This window comes from Micromonospora eburnea (assembly GCF_900090225.1).
GTDB classification, from domain to species: Bacteria; Actinomycetota; Actinomycetes; order Mycobacteriales; family Micromonosporaceae; genus Micromonospora; species Micromonospora eburnea.
Genome location: NZ_FMHY01000002.1, coordinates 4,563,140 through 4,582,879, shown reverse-complemented (window position 1 = coordinate 4,582,879; position 19,740 = coordinate 4,563,140). Strand labels below are relative to the sequence as shown.

The window sequence follows — 19,740 nt, the reverse complement described above, 5'->3', positions numbered from 1 at the left end:
TTGACTCTCGGCTTACCGTGCCATTTCTAGCGGCTTGCCCCCGAGCCTGAAAACCCCTAGAAGGACCGCCTGCTTAGGGGTTGATGCGTTACTCGCCCGGCTCATACGTTCCGTACAGTGGCGTGATTCCCCGCCGATTCGCATTGCCCGGCAGTGCTTTCCAGTCTCGAACCGAGGAGGCGTATTCGTGCGCACACCGGATTTCTATATCGGCGGGATAGGCGCTTTCCTGCCGCCGACGGTGACCGTGCAGGACGCGGTTGCCGAGGGGCTCTATCCCGCGGAGGACGTGGAGTTGCATCAGCTCGGCGGTGCCGCCGTCGCTGGTGACCTGCCGGCACCGGAGATGGCACTGCGGGCCGCGCAGCAGGCGGTCAAGCAGTTCGGCCAGCCGGCGACCGACTTCGACCTGATGATCTACGCGAGCACCTGGCACCAGGGACCCGACGGGTGGCTGCCGCACTCGTACCTGCAACGTCATCTGGTCGGTGGCGCCGTCCCCGCAGTCGAGATCCGGCAGGGCTGCAACGGCATCTTCAGCGCCATGATGCTCGCGGTCAGCCACCTGCGCGCCGAGCCGCACCGCCGGCACGCGCTGCTGGTCGCCGCCGACAACTACGGCACCCCGATGATGGACCGCTGGCGGATGAATCCGGGCACCATCGCGGGCGACGCCGGCACGGCCGTCGTGCTGACCAAGGACCCCGGCTTCGCCGAGCTGCTCGCGGTGTCGTCGGTGACCGTACCCGAGGCCGAGGAGCTGCACCGCGGGGGCGAGCCGCTGTTTCCGCCGACCGCCACCGTCGGCCGGTCGCTGAGCTTCGCCGGCCGGTTCCAGCAGCAGGTGGTTGCGCGCAGCGTCGGCATGGCCGCTCTCGCCAAGGCCCAGGACCTCATGATCGCCACGGTGGCGGACACCGTCGCCGAATGCGGCCTCACCTTCGACGACCTCGACAAGGTCGCGTTCATGAACTACTCCCGCGAGGTCGTCGAGCAGCGCTGCATGATGCCGCTCGGCCTGCCCATGTCGCGCTCGTCGTGGGACTACGGCCGGACCGTCGGCCACTGCGGGGCGAGCGACCACGTCCTGTCACTGAAACATCTGGTGGAGACCGGTCAGCTACGGCCGGGTCAGCACATGCTGATGCTCGGCACCGGACCCGGCATCAACCTCGCCTGCGCCCTCATCAAGATCGTCGGTACCCCGGAGCGTGCCTGATGACCGTGCCGAACGACATCCGAGCCGCCGCCGGACCCACGGTCCGCGCGACCGAGCCGGTCGCCGTCGTCGGCGTCGGCTGCCGCCTACCCGGCGACGTGTACGGACCCGAGCAGTTCTGGGACCTGTTGAGCGGCCGCCGGCACACCGTCGGCGACGTGCCGGCGGAGCGGTGGGAACCGTACGCCGCCCACGGCGCGGAATTCACCTCCGCGATGCGCCGGGCGATCACCCGCGGGAACTTCATCACCGGCATCGCCGACTTCGACACCGACTTCTTCGGCATCACCCCGCGTGAGGCCGAACTGATGGACCCCCAGCAGCGGATCCTGCTCGAGGTCGCCTGGGAGGCGCTGGAGCACGCGGGCATCGTGCCGCGCACCCTGGCGGGCACCGACGCCGGCGTCTTCGTCGGCCTGTGCAGCGGCGACTACGGCAGCCGGCTGCTGGAGGACCTGCCCGGCGTGGAGGCGTGGACCGGGATCGGCGCGGCCAGCTGCGGCACCGCCAACCGGATCTCGCACGTGCTCGACCTGCGCGGCCCCAGCATCGCCGTCGACACGGCCTGCTCGGCGTCGCTGGTGGCGGTGCACCTCGCCTGCCAGAGCCTGCGCCTCGCGGAGAGCACCGTGGCGATCGCGGCGGGCGTGAACCTCATCGCCTCACCGGGGCAGTCGCTGACCCTCGGCGCCGCCGGCGCGCTCTCGCCGGACGGCCGATCCAAGCCGTTCGACGCCGCCGCCGACGGCTACGGCCGCGGCGAAGGCTGCGGCGTCGTGGTCCTGAAGCTGCTCGTCGACGCCGAGCGTGACGGCGACCGGGTGCTCGCGGTGATCCGGGGCAGCGCGGTCAACCAGGACGGTCACACCAACGGCATCATGGCGCCCTGCGGCACGGCACAGGAACACGTCATGGTCCGTGCCTGCCGGCAGGCCGGAGTCAGCCCCGACACGGTCGACTACGTCGAGGCGCACGGCACCGGCACCCGGCTGGGCGACCCGATGGAGGCGAGGGCGCTCAGCGCCGTCTACGGTTCCGGGCGCGCCGCCGACGAGCCGTGCCTGATCGGCTCGGTCAAATCCAACATCGGCCACCTGGAGGGTGCCGCAGGGGTGGCCAGCGTCATCAAGACCGTGCTGGCCCTGCAGCACGCCACCATCCCCGCCACCCTGCTGTACACCGAGCCCACCCCGGACATCACCTGGGCCGATTCGGGACTGCGCCTGGCGGACACGGCAACCGACTGGCCGCGGCGGCCGCACCCGCGCCGGGCCGGAGTCTCCGGCTTCGGCTACGGCGGCACCGTCGCGCACATCATCATGGAACAGGCGCCGGACACCTCCGGCACCGATCCGCACCGGCCCGACGAGGAGCAGGCCCGGCTCTATCCGCTGTCGGGGTACTCGGCCACGGCGCTGCGCCAGTCGGCGGCCGAGCTGGCCGACCGGCTCAGCACGGCCGGGCATCTCCCGCTGGCGTCGGTCGGCCGTACCCTGGCACACCACCGAACCCACCACTCGCGCCGCGCGGGCATCGTCGCCGCCGGGCGCGAGGAACTCGTGACCCGGCTGCGCCTGCTCGCTGCCGACCGTCCCGCTGACGGCGTCGCCACCGGCACCGTACGGCCCGGACACGGCGCGGGACTCGTCTGGGTGTTCTCCGGCCACGGCTCCCACTGGAGCGGGATGGGCCGCGAACTGCTGGCCACCGAACCCGAGTTCGCCCGGGTGATCGACACTATCGATCCGGTCTTCGCGGCCGAGAGCGGGTTCACCGCGCGGGAGCTCATCGACAGCGGCACGTTCGAGACGGTCGACCGGATCCAACCGATGATCTTCGCGTTGCAGGTCGGGCTGGCCGCCGTCTGGCGTGCCCACGGGGTCACCCCCGACGCCGTGATCGGCCACTCGATGGGCGAGGTGGCCGCCGCCGTGGCGTGTGGCCTGCTGACCCTCGAGGAGGGCGCCCAGGTGTCCTGCTGGCGGTCCCGGCTGCTCGTCCGCGCGGAGGGCAAGGGCGACATGGTCATGGTCTCCCTGCCGTTCGACCAGGCTCGGGAGCGTCTCGCCGGCAGCGACGACCTCTCACCGGCGATCGCGGCCTCGCCCGTGTCCACCGTGCTCGCCGGCGACCCGGCCGCCGTGCAGAAGGTGCTGGACTCCTGGCCGGCCGAGGGCATCGCAGCGCGCCGGGTGACCGCCGGCATCGCCTTCCACAGCCCACACATGGACCCGCTGCTGGACGAGCTCACCGAACTGTGCGCCGGACTGCGGCCCGGCAAGCCGGCGATTCCGATGTACAGCACGGCACTGACGGACCCGCGCGGCGTCCCGTCCGGCGACGGTGTCTACTGGGCCACCAACCTGCGCCAGCCGGTGCGCCTGGCGGCTGCCGTCGCGGCCGCGGCCGAGGACGGCTTCGAGGCATTCCTTGAGGTCTCCGCGCATCCGCTGATTGCCCACTCAGTCGGGGAGACCCTCGCGGAGCAGGGACTCGACGACACGTTCGTCGGCATCTCCCTGCGCCGCAACCGCCCGGAACGCCAGACCTGGCTCACGTCGCTCGCGGCAGCGCACTGCGCCGGCATCGCCGTCGACTGGTCGCGGCTGCACCCCGCCGGCTCGCTCGTCGATCTGCCGACCACCGCCTGGCAGCGGCGGACCCTGTGGCGCGAGACCACCGACGGCACGCAGACGCGCCAGCGGGGCCACGACGTCGACAGCTACACCCTGCTGGGCACCCGGCAGACCATCGCGGGCAGCCCGGTGGTGGTGTGGCGCACCGGGCTCGACGACGGCAACCGGCCGTACCCGGGCAGCCACGCGCTCAACGGCGTGGAGATCGTGCCGGCGTCCGTGCTGGTGGGCACGTTCATGGCGGCCGGCGCGGACACCGACGGCCGGCCCGCGAGCCTACGCGGCCTGGCGATGCGCCAGCCGCTGATCACCAACGACTACCGCGAGATCCAGGTGGTCCGGGACGGCGGTGCGCTGCGGTTGGCTTCGCGGTCGCCGGCCGGCGACACCTGGCTGGTCAACGTGCAGGCGGAGATCGACACGGCGGCGGAGGTGCACGGCGGGCCGATCCCGTCGGGACTGGGCGACGACGCCGACTTCGCCGAGCCGGGCCTGATCCGCGAACGGCTGGCGGCCGTGGGGGTGCCGACCACCGGCTTCGACTGGACGGTCGAGCGGCTGCGGCGCGGCGACGGCGTGATCGTCGCCGAGGTCAAGGCCCCGCACGACAGCACGGGCGCGGGCAGCTGGGCGGCGGCCTTCGACGCGGTGATGTCCATCGCGCCGGCGGTGTTCCCCGGTACGCCGGTGCTGCGGATGGCCGTCGACGCGGAACTGATCGCCGTGGCCGAGGACGCGCCGGAGACCGTGGTCGTCACCGTCGTCCTGGACGGCGAGCGCACCGGCATCACCCACGCGGTGGTGCACGACCTGACCGGCCGGCGTATCGCGCGGGTGGACGGCCTGCGCTACACCGAGATCGGCGAGACGGCGCCCGTCACCGACGCGCGCCGAGCGCTCCACACGATCACCTGGCGGCCGCCGGCAGCCGGGGCGGAGAGCCCGGCCAACCGTACGGTGGTCCTGGCCGGCCCAGCCCCGGCCGGGCTGGCAGCCGGCCTCTCCGCCGCGGGCGTGCAGTGCCACACGGTGTCCGGCGCCGCCGATCTCGGCGCGCTGTGCGCGTCGCTGGACGGGCCGGCCGAGGTCCTGATCAGTCTGGTCGATCACGTACGGCCGGTCGGCGTGGCCGCCGCAGCCGCACAGGAGCAGCTCGACGCCGTTGCCGAGGTGCTCTCCCGGCTCACCGACGAGCAGCGGCCCCGGCTCTGGTGCCTGACCTCCGGGGTACGCGACAGCACCCACCTCGCCCACACCCGGCAGGCACCACTGTGGGGCCTGCTGCGCGCCGTCCGGGCACGGTACCCCGGTCTGCGCGCGGGCATCATCGACCTCGGACCGGCGTGGAACGGCGCCGCGGCGGAGACCCTTCTGGGCGCCCTCGACCGGGCGGCCGCCGAGGACGTGGTGGCCCTCGACGCGGACGGTCCGTCCGTGCCCCGGCTGACCCGGGTCGAACTCGACGCCACCGGCACGCCACCGTCGGTCCGCGCCGACGGCACCTATGTCGTCGTCGGCGCCTTCACGCCGGTCGGTGTCGCCGCCGCGCAGTGGCTCGCGGGGCTCGGCGCACGCCGGTTGGTCCTGCTCGACGAGTCGGCGCTGCCGCCACGCGCGGAATGGGACTTCACGGAGGAGCTACGCCCCCAGGTCGCCGCAATACGGGCGCTGGAAGCGCGCGGCGTCGCCGTCTTCCCGGCCACGATCGACGTCGCCGCGGCGGCGCGTACCGGCAGTCTCGTGCCGGACGCCTGGAACCTGCCCCCGGTACGCGGCGTGGTGTACGCGGCCCCGCCCGGCCCCACCCACGACGTTCGCTCGGTGCTCACGCTGATCGACACGGTGCACACCGTGTGTCCGCCGGCGAGCGTGGACCTGATGGTCTTCGCGGTGCCGCTGGAGCCGCGTGTCCTGCCGCAGCCCGGCGACGCGCGGGCGGCTGTCGCCTCGTACGTCGATTCCCTCGCCGCGCACCGGCGGGCCGGCGGCTGCCGAGCGACCTGGAGCTTGAGCTGGCCGGTGGGCGACGTGCCCGGGACCGCGGCGGTCGACCCGGAACTGCTCTTCGAGGCGGCCGGGCAGGCGCTCGGCCACGGACCCGGCGGATACGCCGTCCTCCAGCCCACCGCCGAGGAGGCTCCGCGGCCACCGCTGCTGGCCGATCTCAGCGCCGAGGAGGACACCGCGGGCGACGACACCGCCGCGGCCGGTGGCACCGGAGCGGCACGGTTCGCCGTCCTGGCCCCGGACGAGGTGCACCGGATCGTCATCGACGAGGTGGATCAGCTGATCGCGGGCGAGATGCGGCTGTCAGCCGGCGAACTCGACCGTCGGCGGCCGCTGGTCGAGCAGGGCATGGACTCGGTCATGACGGTGGTCGTCCGGCGGCGGCTGCAACAGCGCTTCGGCCACAGCCTGCCGACGACGCTGCTCTGGCAGCAGCCCACCGTGACCGCCATCGCGCAATACATCGGCGAGTTGCTGCTCGCCGCCCGTGCCGAGCCGGCGGGCGTCGACGAGCAGCTGGCAGTGGAGGTCTGAGATGACGGACGGCTCGGCCCGCGGCAGGCTGCTCTTCGCCAGCCTGCCCAGCGCGGGCCTGATCAACCCGCTGCTCGCCGTCGCCCAGGAACTGGTGCGGCGGGACGCGCAGCTGTGGTTCGCCTGCACCGACGAGCGGGCGGACGAGATCCGGCGGATCGGCGCGGACGACGGCGAGGGGCCGGTCCGGTTCGTCTCACTCGGCCGGTACCGGCCGCACCTGTGGCCGGCCAACTGGGGCCAGCGGACGCTGCGGGCGATGACGACCGGCCGACCGGTCCGCGATTTCGCGGCCTTCATGGACACCAACGTCGATCACGAGTACACCGACGAACTCTACCGACGGATGCTGGCGACCATCGACGAGGTCCGGCCCGACCTGATCGTCACCGACTCCTGCACCGGATGGGCCATCGACGCGGCGATGAAGCGCGGGATCCCGTACGTGCTGACGATCGCAGTACCGGTCAGCAGCTTTTTCGTGGACACCCTGCCGTGGAGCTACCCGACGCCCGGGTCGGGCCTGCCGGCGCGGATGTCGCCGCGCCAACGGATCGGCAACGTGCTGTACCGGCTCGGTACGCGCGCCGTCATGCTCAGCCCCCGGCGGCTGCGGCCGGCTCTGGCGGCGCTGCAACGCCGCAAGGCCGAGGGTCTGCCGAACGCCGCAGGAATCCCGTCGCACTACGCGCGGGCAGCCGCCGCCGTGCTCGGTTGCTCGGTGTTCGGCCTGGAGTACCCGTTCCCGGACGTTCCGCCGAACCTGCGGATGGTCGGTGCGGTACTGCCCGCCGACTCCGGGCCGGTCACCCCGGATCCGGATCTCGACGCCTGGATCGATGCGCACAAGTCCATCGTCTACATCGGCTTTGGTACGTTCATGCGCCCGTCGGCGGGACAGGTGCAGGCGCTGGTGGAGGTCGCCCGCCGCCTCGGGCCGCGGCACCACGTGCTGTGGAAACTGCCCGAGGCACAGCAGCGGCTGCTGCCCGCCAAGCTGCCCGCAAACCTGCGGGTGGAGGCGTGGCTTCCATCGCAGCTGGCCGTTCTGGCGCATCCGCACGTACGGCTGTTCTTCAACCACGGCGGCGGCAACGCCTTCCACGAGGGGCTGGTGCACGGCAAGCCGCTGCTTGTCATGCCGTTCTGGATGGACTGCAACGACTTCGCGGCCCGCGCCGCGGACAGCGGTGCCGGGCTGGTGGTACCCAACGTCGACACCCCCGACATCGACGAGATCGTCCTCAAGATCACGAAGATTCTCAACGACCCGGCTTTCCGGACCGCGGCCGAGCACTGGGCGCGGGAGCTGCGCTCGGCCGGTGGGAGCACCGCCGCGGCCGACGTCATCCTCGACAGCCTCGACCGCCCCGGCCCGGTGACCGACTCCGCACCCGCCGACCAGACCACGTCCCGCTGAGCAAGGAGGCACCATGGCGCGCCGAGCGTTGATTACCGGCATCACCGGCCAGGACGGCTCGTACCTGGCCGAGCATCTTCTCGAGCAGGGCTACCAGGTCTGGGGACTGGTCCGCGGCCAGGCCAATCCGCGCAAGTCGCGGATCAGCCGGCTGGTGCACGACCTGCGCTTCATCGAGGGCGACCTGCTGGACCAGAGCAGCCTGATCGGGGCCATCGACCGGGCGCAGCCCGACGAGGTCTACAACCTCGGAGCGATCTCGTACGTGCCGATGTCCTGGCAGCAGGCGGAACTGACCGGCGAGGTCACCGGCCTCGGCGTCCTGCGCATGCTGGAGGCCATCCGGACCGTCTCGGGCGTCAGCTCGCAGGGGCGGTCCGCGTCGTCCGGCACCATCCGCTTCTATCAGGCGTCGTCGTCGGAGATGTTCGGCAAGGTCGTCGAGACGCCGCAGTCGGAGACCACGACGTTCCACCCCCGCAGCCCGTACGGCGTCGCCAAGGCGTACGGGCACTACATCACCTGCAACTACCGCGAGTCCTTCGGCATGTACGCCGTCTCCGGCATCCTGTTCAACCACGAGTCGCCGCGCCGGGGCATGGAGTTCGTGACGCGCAAGATCTCGCACACCGTGGCGAAGATCAAGCTCGGCATGGCCACCGAACTGAAGCTCGGCAACCTCGACGCGCGGCGCGACTGGGGCTTCGCCGGCGACTACGTGGGCGCGATGCACCTCATGCTCCAGCAGGACGAGCCGACCGACTACGTGGTCGGCACCGGCATCATGCACTCGGTGCGTGACGCGGTTCGGATCGCCTTCGACGCCGTCGGGCTCGACTGGCATGACTACGTGGTCGTCGACAAGGAGTTCGTCCGTCCCGCGGAAGTCGAGACGCTCTGCGCCGATCCGAGCCGGGCGCGCAGAGAGCTCGGCTGGCAGCCCCGCCTGAAGTTCGAGGAGCTCATGACGATGATGGTCGAGTCGGACCTGGCCCAGCTGACCCGCGCCCAGAAGTACGACGAGCTCTCGCCGCACGCCGACTGGTGACGGCGCTCGCCCGGCGACGGTCCGGCCCCCGCGGGGGCCGGACCGTCGCGCTTCGTGGATCAGCCCGCCTGCGGCACGTCCGGCCCCTGGGCCAGGGTCGGTTCCGGTCCGTCCGGGCGACCGGCGCCCTTGTTCGGCGGGCCGGGCGGCGCGCCGAACGGTGAGGCGAGCGGGCGCTGCTTGAGCAACGCCACCGCGACCAGCATCGCCACGGCGAACGGAACCGTGAGCAGGAAGATGCCCCCGGTGGCGATCGCATACGCCTGCTCGACCGCCTGCCGCGCCGCATCCGGAAGAGTGCTCAGGTCGGGCAGGGCGTCACCGCCGGAGCCGACACTGTTCCCGCTGGGCGCCCGGTCGCCGATGATCGACTGGACCCGGTGGGCGAAGACCGCACCCAGCACGGTCACCCCGATCGAGCCGCCCAGGCTCCGGAAGAACGACAGAGCGGAGGTCGCCACGCCGAGTTGGCGCATGTCCACCGAGCTCTGCGCCACCAGCACCAGATTCTGCAGCAGGCAGCCGACGCCGAGCCCGAGCAGGGTGATGGCGATCTCGAACCACAACAGGCCGGTGTCCTCGCCGACCATGGCCAGCATGATCGTGCCGGCAGCGGCCAGCACGCCGCCGCCGGCCAGGATGGCCTTCCAACGGCCGGTCCTGCTGATGAGCCGCCCGGCGACGGTGGACGCCAGGACGATGCCCAGCGCCATCGGCAGGCTCAGCAGGCCGGTCTGCGCCGGTGACCGGCCCTGGGACAGCTGCAGGTACGGAGGGACGAACACGGTGCCACCGAACATGACGATGCCGACGAGCAGGCTCGCGAGCGTGGTGAGGGCGACGGCGCGGTTGCGGAACAACGCCAGCGGGATCACCGGCTCCGGACTGCGGGCCTCGACCCACACGGCCAGCGCCAGGGCGATGACACCACCGGCGACCAGCACCGGCGTCCACACCGAACCCCATGCGAAAACGTCGCCGGCCAGCGAGCACCACACCAGCAGGGCACATGCGCCGATGACGATCAGCGCGGCGCCGAGGTAGTCGACGTGTACCGCCCGGCGTGTGGTGGGCAGATGGAACGTGCGTTGCAGCACCACCATGGACAGCAGTGCGAACGGCACGCCGAAGAAGAAGCAGAGCCGCCATCCGAGGCCCGGCGTCTCGGCGAGGATGCCGCCGAGCGGCGGCCCGATGATGGTGCCGACCGTGAACACGGCACCGAAGAGTCCCATGTACTTGCCCCGCTCGCGGAACGGCACGATCACCGCCATCACCACCGGCACCATCGCGGTGAGACCGCCGGCGCCGATGCCCTGCGCGACCCGGCTGACGATGAGCACCCAGACGGAGCCGGCCAGGCCGGCCACGATCGAACCGAGCACGAACAGCCCCAGCGAGATCTGCAGCAGCCGCTTCTTGCTGTACAGGTCGGCGAGCTTGCCCCACAGCGGGACCGTGGCGGTCATCGCCAGCAGTTCGGCGGTCACGATCCAGGTGTACGACGACTGCGAGCCGCCGAGCTCGGTGACGATCCGGGGCAGCGCCACCGTGACGACCGTGGGGGCCAGGACCGCGACGAACATGGCCAGCAGCATTCCGTAGACGGCCATCAGGGCGCCCTTGGTCGCGGCGGCCGGAGCCTGCGGGGCCACCGGAGAGTCTGATGTGGTACTCATCGCACCCCCTCGTGTGCTCGTTTGCTCTCTTGGTTGCGTTCGGTCAGCCGGCCCAGGGCGGCCGGCAGATCGCCGCGGTGCAGGACGCCCAGCTGCTTGGTGGTGCGGGTCAGGGCCACGTACAGGTCGCTGAGGCCGCGGCGGGCCTCGCCGATGATGCCGTCGGGGTCGATGACCAGGACCGAGTCGAACTCGAGTCCCTTCACCTGCCGGACGTCGAGCACCACCATCCCGGCCCCCAGCGAGATGTCGTCACCGACTACGACGTCGCACTGCACCCGGGCCCGGATGGCGTCACCGAGCGGGCGCACCAGTGCTGTCGGCGCCACGACGGCCAGCTGGCCGTCGTCCATGGCCGCCCTCTCCGCGGCGGCCACCGCCGGCGCGTCGCTCAGGTAGTCGTCCACCCGCATGGCCCAGGGCTGGATGCCGGACGACCGCGCCGAACGGGGCGGCTTTAGGCCCGGACCGATCGCGGCGAGCACGTCCGCGGCGACGGCCATGACCTCCGCCGGCGTCCGGTAGTTGACGGTGAGCTCGGTCAGCCGCCAGCGGTCCTCCACGTACGGCGCGAAGACGTCGCCCCACGTGGTGGTGCCGCTGGGGTCGCTGGTCTGCGCCACGTCACCCACCACCGTCATCGAGCGGCTCGGGCTGCGGCGCATCAGCAGCCGCCACACCATGGGCGACAACTCCTGCGCCTCGTCCACCACGATGTGCCCGAAAGCCCAGGTACGGTCGGTGGCGGCCCGTTCCGACACCGACAGGTAGCCGTCGTCGTCGTGCCGGTCCGCCAGCTCCCACGCGTCGATCACGTCGGTGGCCTGCAGCACCTCCTCGTCGATCTCGTCCTCCTCGTACCTGAGGATCTGCAGGACGCCCTCGGCGTACTCGGTGTCGGCGCGCCACTGGGCGATCTGCCGGGCGCGGTCGGCGCTGTCGTCCCAGCCGAGCAGCTCGGCGGCCTCGTCCAGCAGAGGCACGTCGCTGGGGGTCCACGGCGCGGACCGGTCACGCCGCAGCAGCTCCCGCTCCGCTGGGGTGAAGTCCGGGGTGGCCGCCTCGATGCGCTCCGGGCTGGCGTAGAGATCGGCCAGCAACTGCTCCGGCGTGAGGATCGGCCAGAGCTCCTGCAGGGCCTGGCGCACCTCCGGGGAACGGGAGAGGTCGATCCGGATCTGCTCGATGTCGTCGTCCTCGAGGAGATGCCGCCCGATGTTCGTGGCCACCTGGTCGGTCAGCGCCTTGAGGATCTCCCGGACGAAGAACGGCCGGGCCTCGTTGTGCGGACGTAGGGTGTCGCGCGCCAGCCGCTTGGCGCCGGCGGTGACCTTGCGGGTGAGCCGCAGCCGGTCACCCTCGAACAACACCTCCTTGACCACCGGCGTCTCCTGCCGGTCGTACACGGCGTTCGCCATGACCGGCACCATCGCGGCCCGGCCCTTGATCTCGGCCACCTCGTCCGGTTCGTGGCCGGTGGCGGTGACACCGGGGAAGAGATCACCCACTGTGCACAGCAGCGCGCCGGTCTCACCCAGCGACGGCAGCACCTGGCTGATGTACCGCAGGAACGTCGCGTTCGGCCCGAGAACGAGCGCGCCGCGCTTTTCCAGCCGGTCCCGGTGGGCGTAGAGCAGGTAGGCCACCCGGTGCAGCGCGACCGCGGTCTTGCCGGTGCCGGGCCCGCCCTGCACGACCAGCACGCCGTTGATGTCGGCCCGGATGATCTCGTCCTGCTCGGCCTGGATGGTGGCGACGATGTCCTGCATCTGGCCGGTGCGGCTGGCGGTGAGCGCCGCCATCAGCGCCGCCTCGTTGGTCAGCGAACTCATGCTGTGCGCCGGCGCGGCGGCCACGTCGAGGATCTCGTCGTGCAGGCCGGTGACCGTGCGCCCCTTCATCCGCAGTTGCCGGCGCCGGCGTACGCCCTCCCGGGAGATCGCGTTGGCGAGGTAGAACGGGCGTGCGGCCGGTGCCCGCCAGTCCACGAGCAGCGAGGTCTGGTCGTCCTCGTCGAGTAGCCCCATCCGGCCGACGTAGTGGGTTTCGCCGTCGTCCATGTCGAGCCGGCCGAAGCAGAGCCGTTCGTCGACCCCTTCGAGTTGGCGGATCCGCTCGCGGTACATCGTGGTGGAAGCGTCGCGTTCGGCCCGGGCCGCCGGGGTGCGCCCGGTGTTGCGCAGCGCCCGCTCCATCCGCTGGGCGGCGAGGTCGCGCAACTCGTCGATCTTGCGGTAGAGCATCGCCACGTAGCGCCGCTCCTCATCGAGGGGGTCGGCCGTGGCCTTGGCGGATGCCTCGGAGGAAAGACTTGACAAGAGCGTCACCTCACGGTATCCTGAAATTGGACGGATCGGTTTCGTGCTGCCTGCAGTATCGTATCGTGCCGACGGGCTGTTGTCGCGTCCTCTCCCTGCTTGACCTCCCGGGCTGCTCCCGAGACATTCCACGGTGCGCTGTCGTCGGACGTCTGCCATTCACCAGATGTCGCCGGTGCCGGCTGTCGCGGAATTGGCACACCGGAATGGACGCTGGAAGCGGGTGCTTCTGCGCTGCCGGGCCTGGGCGATCCGGGGCTGTCCAGGGTGTGGTTCCCGGCTTCCGCCCAGCTCAGAGCGCTGCCGAGCGCGTCGTGAGGTATACGGCAAACAGGAATCCGCTTTCACGTTATGAAGTCGGTTTCCACCCGCCAACCCCTAAGTGAAAACGGATCCGGCTCGCCTTTTGATAGGGGTTTCCGCTGCCGCCCGGCCCTCTTAAAGTCCGCATTAGTCCCGCGGCTGCGGCCATGTGGAAATACGGAATCAGGGGTGGCGATGACTGTACTGGAGCACGAGATCGCTGCCGAGCGCGTGCTGATGCTGCGGTATCTCAACCGGGCGGTGGACCTCTGCCAGCAGGGCTACCCCACCGGTTCCGATGTCGACACCGCCATGCGTCTCGACGGCGGTCCGAGTGCCGGCCGGCTGGCCATGCTCGACGACCTGGGCCCCGGCCGGGCGCTCAAGCTCATGGCGGACGGGGGAGTCAACCCAGCGCCGGTGATGACCACCCTCGTCGCGACCGGCCGGCCCGGTCGCAAGACCGGCGGCGGTATCCGTGTCGCCCGCCAGAACAAAGGTGCGAGTCGATGAACCGTGCTTTCGTGGAGACGCTCGAGTCGGCCGACGCCGGACGCGAGGCCGTCGAGGCGCTGACGGTCCCGTCCAGCTACCGGGCGGCCGTGCTCCTCGAGGAGGAACAGCGGATGTTCGACGGTGTGGCCGTCGAGGACCGCCAGCCCGGCAAGGCCCTGCACCTCAAGGAGGTGGCGACGCCCGAGCCGGGGCCGGGCGAAGCGCTCATCGCCGTCATGGCGAGCTCGATCAACTACAACACCGTGTGGAGTGCGCTGTTCGCGCCCGTGCCGACCTTCCACTTCCTCAAGCGGTACGCCCGCACCGGTGGTCTGGCGGCCCGCCACGACCTGCCGTACCACGTGGTGGGTTCCGATCTGGCCGGCGTCGTGCTGCGGACCGGCCCCGGAGTGCGCAACTGGCACCCCGGCGACCGGGTAGTGGCGCACTGCCTCTCCGTCGACCTGGAGGAACCGGACGGCCACGACGACGCGATGCTCGACCCTCAGCAGCGCATCTGGGGCTTCGAGACCAACTTCGGCGGCCTGGCCGAGCTGGCCCTGGTCAAGACCAACCAGCTGATGCCCAAGGCCGCCCACCTGACCTGGGAGGAGGCCGCCTCGCTGGGCCTGGTGAACTCGACCGCCTACCGGCAGCTCGTGTCCCACCACGGGGCCGCCCTGCGCCAGGGCGACAACGTGCTGGTCTGGGGCGCCGCAGGCGGCCTGGGTTCCCACGCCACCCAGTACGTCCTCAACGGTGGCGCGACACCGATCTGCGTCGTCTCGAACCCGCAGAAGGCGGAGATCTGCCGCGCGATGGGCGCCACCGCGGTGATCGACCGCAGCGCCGAGCAGTACCGGTTCTGGACCGACGAACACACCCAGGATCCCCGCGAGTGGCGGCGGCTCGGCGCGCGGATCCGGGAGCTGACCGGCGGTGAGGACCCGGACATCGTGTTCGAGCATCCGGGCCGGGAGACCTTCGGCGCGTCCGTCTACGTCGCGCGGCGCGGCGGTGTCATCGTCACCTGCGCCTCCACGTCCGGCTTCCGCCACGAGTTCGACAACCGGTACCTGTGGATGCACCTGAAGCGCATCATCGGCTCGCACTTCGCCAACTACCGAGAAGCCTGGCTGGCGAACCGGCTGGTGACGCGCGGCCGGATCCATCCGACTCTGTCGCTGGCCTACCCGCTCGCCCGGGTACAGCAGGCGGTCGACGACGTCCACGCCAACCGGCACCTGGGCAAGGTCGGGGTGCTGTGCCTCGCCGCCGAGGGCGGCGGTGTCACCGATCCCGAGACGCGCGCGCGGCACGAAACCGCCATCAACCGATTCCGGGCCACCGGGCCGGACGAGAAGTGAGGCACACATGGCCATGGTCACGGCGACAGAGACGGTGGCGGAGCAGGCCGGGAGCGACCCCCGCGCCCCGCTGACTCGACTGGCCCAGCTGGTGGACCCGGATTCGCTGCGGCTGTTCCATCCCGATGACGCCGTCAAGGCGGGACGTGCCCGGATCGACGGCAGCCCCGTGGTCGTCTTCTGCACTGACCCCACCCGCATCGGCGGGTCGCTGGGCGCCGAAGAGAGCCTGCAGGTCGTGGCGGCCATCGACATCGCCGTCCGCGACCGGGTGCCGGTGATCGGTCTCTGGCACTCCGGCGGTGCGCGGCTGACCGAGGGTGTGCTCTCGATGGACGGCGTCGGTCGGATCTTCGCCGCGATCATCCGGGCCTCCGGACGCATCCCGCAGATCTCGGTGGTGCTGGGGCCGGCGGCCGGCGCGGCCGCATACGGCCCGGCCCTCACCGACGTGGTGGTCATGGCGAACGGCGGCCGGATGTTCGTCACCGGCCCCGACGTGGTCCGCTCGGTGACCGGCGAGAACATCGACATGGAGGGACTCGGCGGGCTCGATGCGCACGGGCGCAGGTCCGGGGTGGTGCATCTGAGTGCCGACTCGGAGTCCGAGGCCTATGCGACCACCCGCCATCTCGTCGGTGTGTTCACCCGGCCCGGCTGGTTCGACCTGTCATCCATCAAGGACGACGACGGCCTGGCGGCTGTCCTGCCGGCCTCGGCGCGGCGGGCCTACGACGTACACCCGGTCATCCACCGCCTGCTCGACGAGCCGGACGGAGGTCCCCGTTTCCTGGAGTTGCAGGCCGGCTGGGCCCGCAACGTCGTCGTGGGTTTCGGCCGCCTCGCCGGACGGGCGATCGGCGTGGTGGCGAACAATCCGCTGCGCCGGGGAGGCTGCCTGGACTCGCTGAGCGCGGAGAAGGCGGCCCGTTTCGTGCGTACCTGTGACTCGTTCGGCATCCCGCTGCTCGTGGTGGTCGACGTGCCCGGCTACCTGCCGGGTGTCGGCCAGGAGTGGGGCGGTGTCATCCGCCGGGGCGCCAAGCTGCTGTACGCGTTCGGTGAGGCGGTCGTCCCTCGGGTCACCCTGGTGACCCGCAAGTCCTACGGCGGGGCCTACATCGCGATGAACTCCCGGTCGCTGGGCGCCACCACGGTCCTGGCCTGGCCGGACGCCGAGGTGGACGTCATGGGCCCGGAGGCGGCGGTCGGTGTGCTGCACCGCCGGGCCCTGGCCGCGTCGACGGGGGAGGACCGGGAACGGCTGCAGCGGGAGCTGGCCGCCGAACACCGCCGCATCTCCGGGGGCGTGCAACGCGGGGTCGCGCTGGGGATGATCGACGAGGTGATCGACCCGGCGGTCAGCCGCCGCCGCATCGCGACGGCCCTGGCCACAGCGCCTTCCGCCAGCGGCAGCCACGGCAACATCCCGCTCTGATCCACGGCCGCCGACTGCGCGCCACCCACGCCCAACGGCACCCGGCCAGCAGGCCGGGTGCCGTTGTCAGTCCCAGATCCACCGTGACGGGCGTCGCCGCCCGGTCACCACCGCACCGGCAGGGCGGTGAGGCCGCGGATGAAGGTCCCCTCCCGCCACTTGAGGTCCGCCCCGGTCAGCCGCAGCGTGGGAAGCTCCCGCAGCAGGGCCGAGATCGCCGTGGTCAGCTCGATTCGGGCCAGCGAGGCGCCCAGACAGACGTGCCGGCCGTGCCCGAACGCCAGGTGCGGGTTGGGGCTGCGCTCCAGGTCGATCTCGTCCGGGCGGTCGAACGCCTGCGGGTCGCGGTTCGCGGCGGCGAAGACCGGCACGACCACCTGACCGGGCTCGACCGGCACGTCACCGAGTGTCGCCGGGGCGCTCGCGATGTGCGGCGCTCCACCGGTGGACAGCAGCGAGGTCGAGCGCAGCAGTTCCTCCACCGCGGTCGGGACGAGCTCGGGTGAGGCGAGCAGCCGCTCCCAGCGGCCGCGCTCCGACAGCAGCAGGTACAGGCAGATGGTCAGCTGGTGACTGGTCGTCTCGTAGCCGGCCATGAGCAGGCCGTAGCCCGCGTGGATAGCCTCCTCCCGGCTCATCGGCTCGCCCGTGCGGGTCGCCTCGATCAGGTCGGTGAGCACGTCCTGCTCCTGCGGCTCGGACTGCGCCGCGCGCCGGTCGTAGAGGGAGGCGAAGTAGGTGAACAGCTGCCCGTGCGCCGCGTGCACCTGCTCCGGCGGGTACGCCGTGGCTGACATGAGGACCTGCACCAGCGGGCCGAAGGTTTCGTAGTCCGCGTACGGTATGCCGAGCAGCCGGCAGATCACCCGGACCGCCAGGGGCTGCGCGAAGGCGTCGTGGAAGTCGACCGACTCGCCGTGGCCGCGCAGCTCGTCGATCAGGCCGGCGACGATGTCCTCGATCTCCGGTACCAGCGTCTGTGCCCGCCGCGCGGTGAACGCCGTGGTGATGGTCCGGCGCCGGCGGGCCGGGTCGGGCGCGTCGGCGCCGTCGTGCTGCAGCGACTCGGGCGAGCGGTTGGTCAGCCCCACCCGGGCCGCGCCGACGCGGTCGAACCGCGGATCGGTCACCACCCGACGCACGTCGTCGTACCCGGTGAGCAGGAGCGCGGGGGTGCCGCCGTGCAGGGTGACGGGGCAGGGACTGCGGTCGGGCAACTCGGCGAACTCCGGTGCGGGGCCGGCGCCCCCGGACTCCGGAAACGGGAATCTGGCGTCTGGCATGGTCCCTCCCTGGTGTTTCTTCGTCGCCCGCTCACGGCGTGCGAGGCCAGATCGAAGCTAACGTCGGTCGCCATGACCGTTAACCCCTATCTCCGCGGCAGCGTGCCCTGCGCGCCCGGCCGGCGCCGCGGGTGCCTTGCCCCGATGTGAAAAGAGTGCTGGTCATTCGTCCCCTTTGGATCCAGACTTGTTGCTTCTGGTGATCGATGGCACACTGACAGTGGTGGTCGCCGATGGCCCATGTCGGCCGGTGCTGATTGCCGGGATCAGCTCGGCGGCGACGGCCGCGGGCGTCCGGGTGTGCGTGGCCGCACATCGAGACGCCGAGGAAATATGGTCCTCGGCGGCAGCGGTATTCACGGATGCCGGGAAGGTCAATGGCGAATGGTGGCGTACTCGGCGCGCGCCCGTACCCATGAAACGACATGGCGGGTGGCGCCTGTGATACCACGGGGAAAGTCGTGCGCTCGATACTCCCACACGCGACCAGTCACCACCCGCCCCTATGTAGTGGCAGGGGTTCTAGGGGTTCACCGCGTGGATCTTCGGTGATAGGCATGACCTAGACATAGTCAGTGATGATGATCGATCGAGGATGTGGTGGCTTCGATGGACGATAAAATGGCCGCTGTCGGAGAGCTGACCCGGGCCGCGAATGGCGATGACGAAGCAATTCTCAGAATTGCGAACCGGTTACAGCATCAGCGCGTTCTGGAGCTGCTGTACGCAGAACTGTTCCTGGACGTCCTGCCGCACGACGGTCGCGACAAGGTCGTCGTGCAGCACGATCTCGAGATCGCCCGCCACGTGGTGGGCTATGTCGTCCGGGCCGAGCGCGACGAGGTGACGGTGGAGCCGCTGGCCTGGAGCCAGGACCTGTCGCGTGTCGCGGAAACCGCTGCTGACGTGCACATATCCCAGGACCTGCCGGCCTTCGCGGCCATGCTGCGGTCCGTCTTCGGCCCGGCCGCCGGAACCGGCCTGGCGGACGTGGCGCGGCTCCTGACCGCCGGCGGCCGGGGTACGGCGCTGCCCTGGGCGGAGATCTTCGCGCGCCGGGCCGAGCAAAACGCGGACCTGGCCGCGCTGGCCCTGCGATTCGGTTCCGACAAATGGGGAGCGCGCTGGTACGCGCGGCAGTACGAGACCTTCTTCCGCCGCTTCCGTGACCAGCCGATCCGTATTCTGGAGATCGGCATTGGTGGTTTCGACGAGGCGCACCGCGGCGGCGCATCGCTGGAGATGTGGAAACGATACTTTCCGCGGGCCCTCGTCTACGGTATCGATATCGAGGACAAGCGTTTCCTGGAGACGCAGCGGTTGCGTACGTTCCGTGGCAACCAGGCCGATCCGGAATTCCTGGCGACGGTGCTGCAGCAGACCGGTGAACTCGACATCGTGATCGATGACGGCAGCCACTTCTGCTCGGACCAGATCAAGTCCTTCGAGCTCCTATTTCCGCGCCTCGCCACCGGCGGTCTCTATGTCATCGAGGACATGGAAACGTCGTACTGGCCGGGCTTCGGCGGTTCCAGCAGCGATTTCACGAGCCCGACCACCGGTGTCGGCTACCTGAAGGACATGGTGGACGGCCTCAACTATGAGGCGATGACCTCCGACACCGCCTACCGGCGCAAACCTACCGACCGCAGTGTCGTGGGCATTCACTTCTTCCACTCCATGGCCATCGTGGAGAAGGGGGTCAACGAGGACGGCGGTCTCGGCGCGATGATTCCCGACGAGGTGAAGCGTCAGGGTCCCCGCCTCCTCATGCCCGACTACCCGGTGCCGCCCGAGTTCGAGCCCACGGGCGACGCCACGAGCGCTCGGAGCACACCGTCGACGAAGCCGGTGGCCAGCGGTTCGAAGACCGGCAAACGTGCCGCGCCGGTCCTGGAGGACCAGCGTGGTGAGAAAACCGAACTGGTGAACGACAGCCACGGCTGATCGATGCCGGACTGCGTGAGTGGCCGGTAGCCGAGACGGGGGAGCA

At 70.9% G+C, this 19,740-nt stretch carries 12 protein-coding genes; 9 read left to right on the top strand and 3 right to left on the bottom strand.

What is annotated here, in order from left to right; translation table 11 throughout:
• Positions 1-187 precede the first annotated feature (187 nt).
• Genes GA0070604_RS20015 through GA0070604_RS20000 form a run of 4 tightly spaced genes read left to right on the top strand, consistent with a single transcriptional unit; the run spans position 188 to position 8,864 of the window.
• Positions 188-1,219, top strand: a complete 1,032-nt coding sequence (locus GA0070604_RS20015; RefSeq protein WP_091120575.1) for a ketoacyl-ACP synthase III family protein — start codon at positions 188-190, stop codon at positions 1,217-1,219.
• A complete protein-coding gene (locus GA0070604_RS20010; RefSeq protein ID WP_091120571.1) occupies positions 1,219-6,396 on the top strand; it encodes a type I polyketide synthase in 5,178 nt (1,725 codons plus the stop codon). The genes GA0070604_RS20015 and GA0070604_RS20010 overlap by 1 nt, the downstream gene beginning before the upstream one ends.
• Position 6,397: 1 nt before the next feature.
• Positions 6,398-7,816: a glycosyltransferase gene (locus tag GA0070604_RS20005; RefSeq protein ID WP_091120567.1), complete on the top strand. Its 1,419-nt coding sequence runs from the start codon at positions 6,398-6,400 to the stop codon at positions 7,814-7,816.
• 13 nt (positions 7,817-7,829) lie between these two features.
• Positions 7,830-8,864, top strand: coding sequence for a GDP-mannose 4,6-dehydratase (locus GA0070604_RS20000; protein ID WP_091120564.1), 1,035 nt, complete (start codon positions 7,830-7,832; stop codon positions 8,862-8,864).
• 59 nt (positions 8,865-8,923) lie between these two features.
• Here the strand turns inward: GA0070604_RS20000 and GA0070604_RS19995 are convergent, their stop codons facing one another.
• Both GA0070604_RS19995 and GA0070604_RS19990 read right to left on the bottom strand, forming a co-directional pair.
• Positions 8,924-10,543, bottom strand: a complete 1,620-nt coding sequence (locus GA0070604_RS19995) for an MFS transporter (RefSeq protein WP_091120559.1) — start codon at positions 10,541-10,543, stop codon at positions 8,924-8,926.
• Entirely contained in the window at positions 10,540-12,870 is a 2,331-nt protein-coding gene (locus GA0070604_RS19990) for a HelD family protein (protein ID WP_208602131.1), read from the bottom strand. The genes GA0070604_RS19995 and GA0070604_RS19990 overlap by 4 nt, the downstream gene beginning before the upstream one ends.
• A gap of 489 nt (positions 12,871-13,359) precedes the next feature.
• Between GA0070604_RS19990 and GA0070604_RS19985 the strand changes: the two genes are divergently transcribed.
• The 3 genes from GA0070604_RS19985 to GA0070604_RS19975 are packed head-to-tail and all read left to right on the top strand — an operon-like array spanning position 13,360 to position 16,464.
• A complete protein-coding gene (locus tag GA0070604_RS19985) occupies positions 13,360-13,677 on the top strand; it encodes a 3-hydroxyacyl-CoA dehydrogenase family protein (protein WP_167363527.1) in 318 nt (105 codons plus the stop codon).
• Positions 13,674-15,026, top strand: coding sequence for a crotonyl-CoA carboxylase/reductase (gene ccrA / locus GA0070604_RS19980; protein WP_091120551.1), 1,353 nt, complete (start codon positions 13,674-13,676; stop codon positions 15,024-15,026). The genes GA0070604_RS19985 and ccrA overlap by 4 nt, the downstream gene beginning before the upstream one ends.
• A gap of 7 nt (positions 15,027-15,033) precedes the next feature.
• Positions 15,034-16,464 carry an acyl-CoA carboxylase subunit beta gene (locus GA0070604_RS19975; protein WP_244162014.1) on the top strand — a complete coding sequence of 477 codons (1,431 nt, stop codon included), beginning with the start codon at positions 15,034-15,036 and terminating at the stop codon, positions 16,462-16,464.
• 104 nt (positions 16,465-16,568) lie between these two features.
• Here GA0070604_RS19975 and GA0070604_RS19970 read toward each other — a convergent pair whose 3' ends face one another.
• The gene (locus GA0070604_RS19970; protein ID WP_091120548.1) at positions 16,569-17,747 is read right to left on the bottom strand and encodes a cytochrome P450; all 1,179 of its coding nucleotides are present in this window, start codon (positions 17,745-17,747) and stop codon (positions 16,569-16,571) included.
• Positions 17,748-17,934: 187 nt separating this feature from the next.
• Between GA0070604_RS19970 and GA0070604_RS32015 the strand changes: the two genes are divergently transcribed.
• A complete protein-coding gene (locus GA0070604_RS32015; RefSeq protein WP_141721354.1) occupies positions 17,935-18,192 on the top strand; it encodes a hypothetical protein in 258 nt (85 codons plus the stop codon).
• Positions 18,193-18,356: 164 nt separating this feature from the next.
• On the top strand, positions 18,357-19,694 hold the full coding sequence (locus GA0070604_RS19965) for a class I SAM-dependent methyltransferase (protein ID WP_141721353.1): 1,338 nt from the start codon (positions 18,357-18,359) through the stop codon (positions 19,692-19,694).
• Positions 19,695-19,740: the final 46 nt, after the last annotated feature.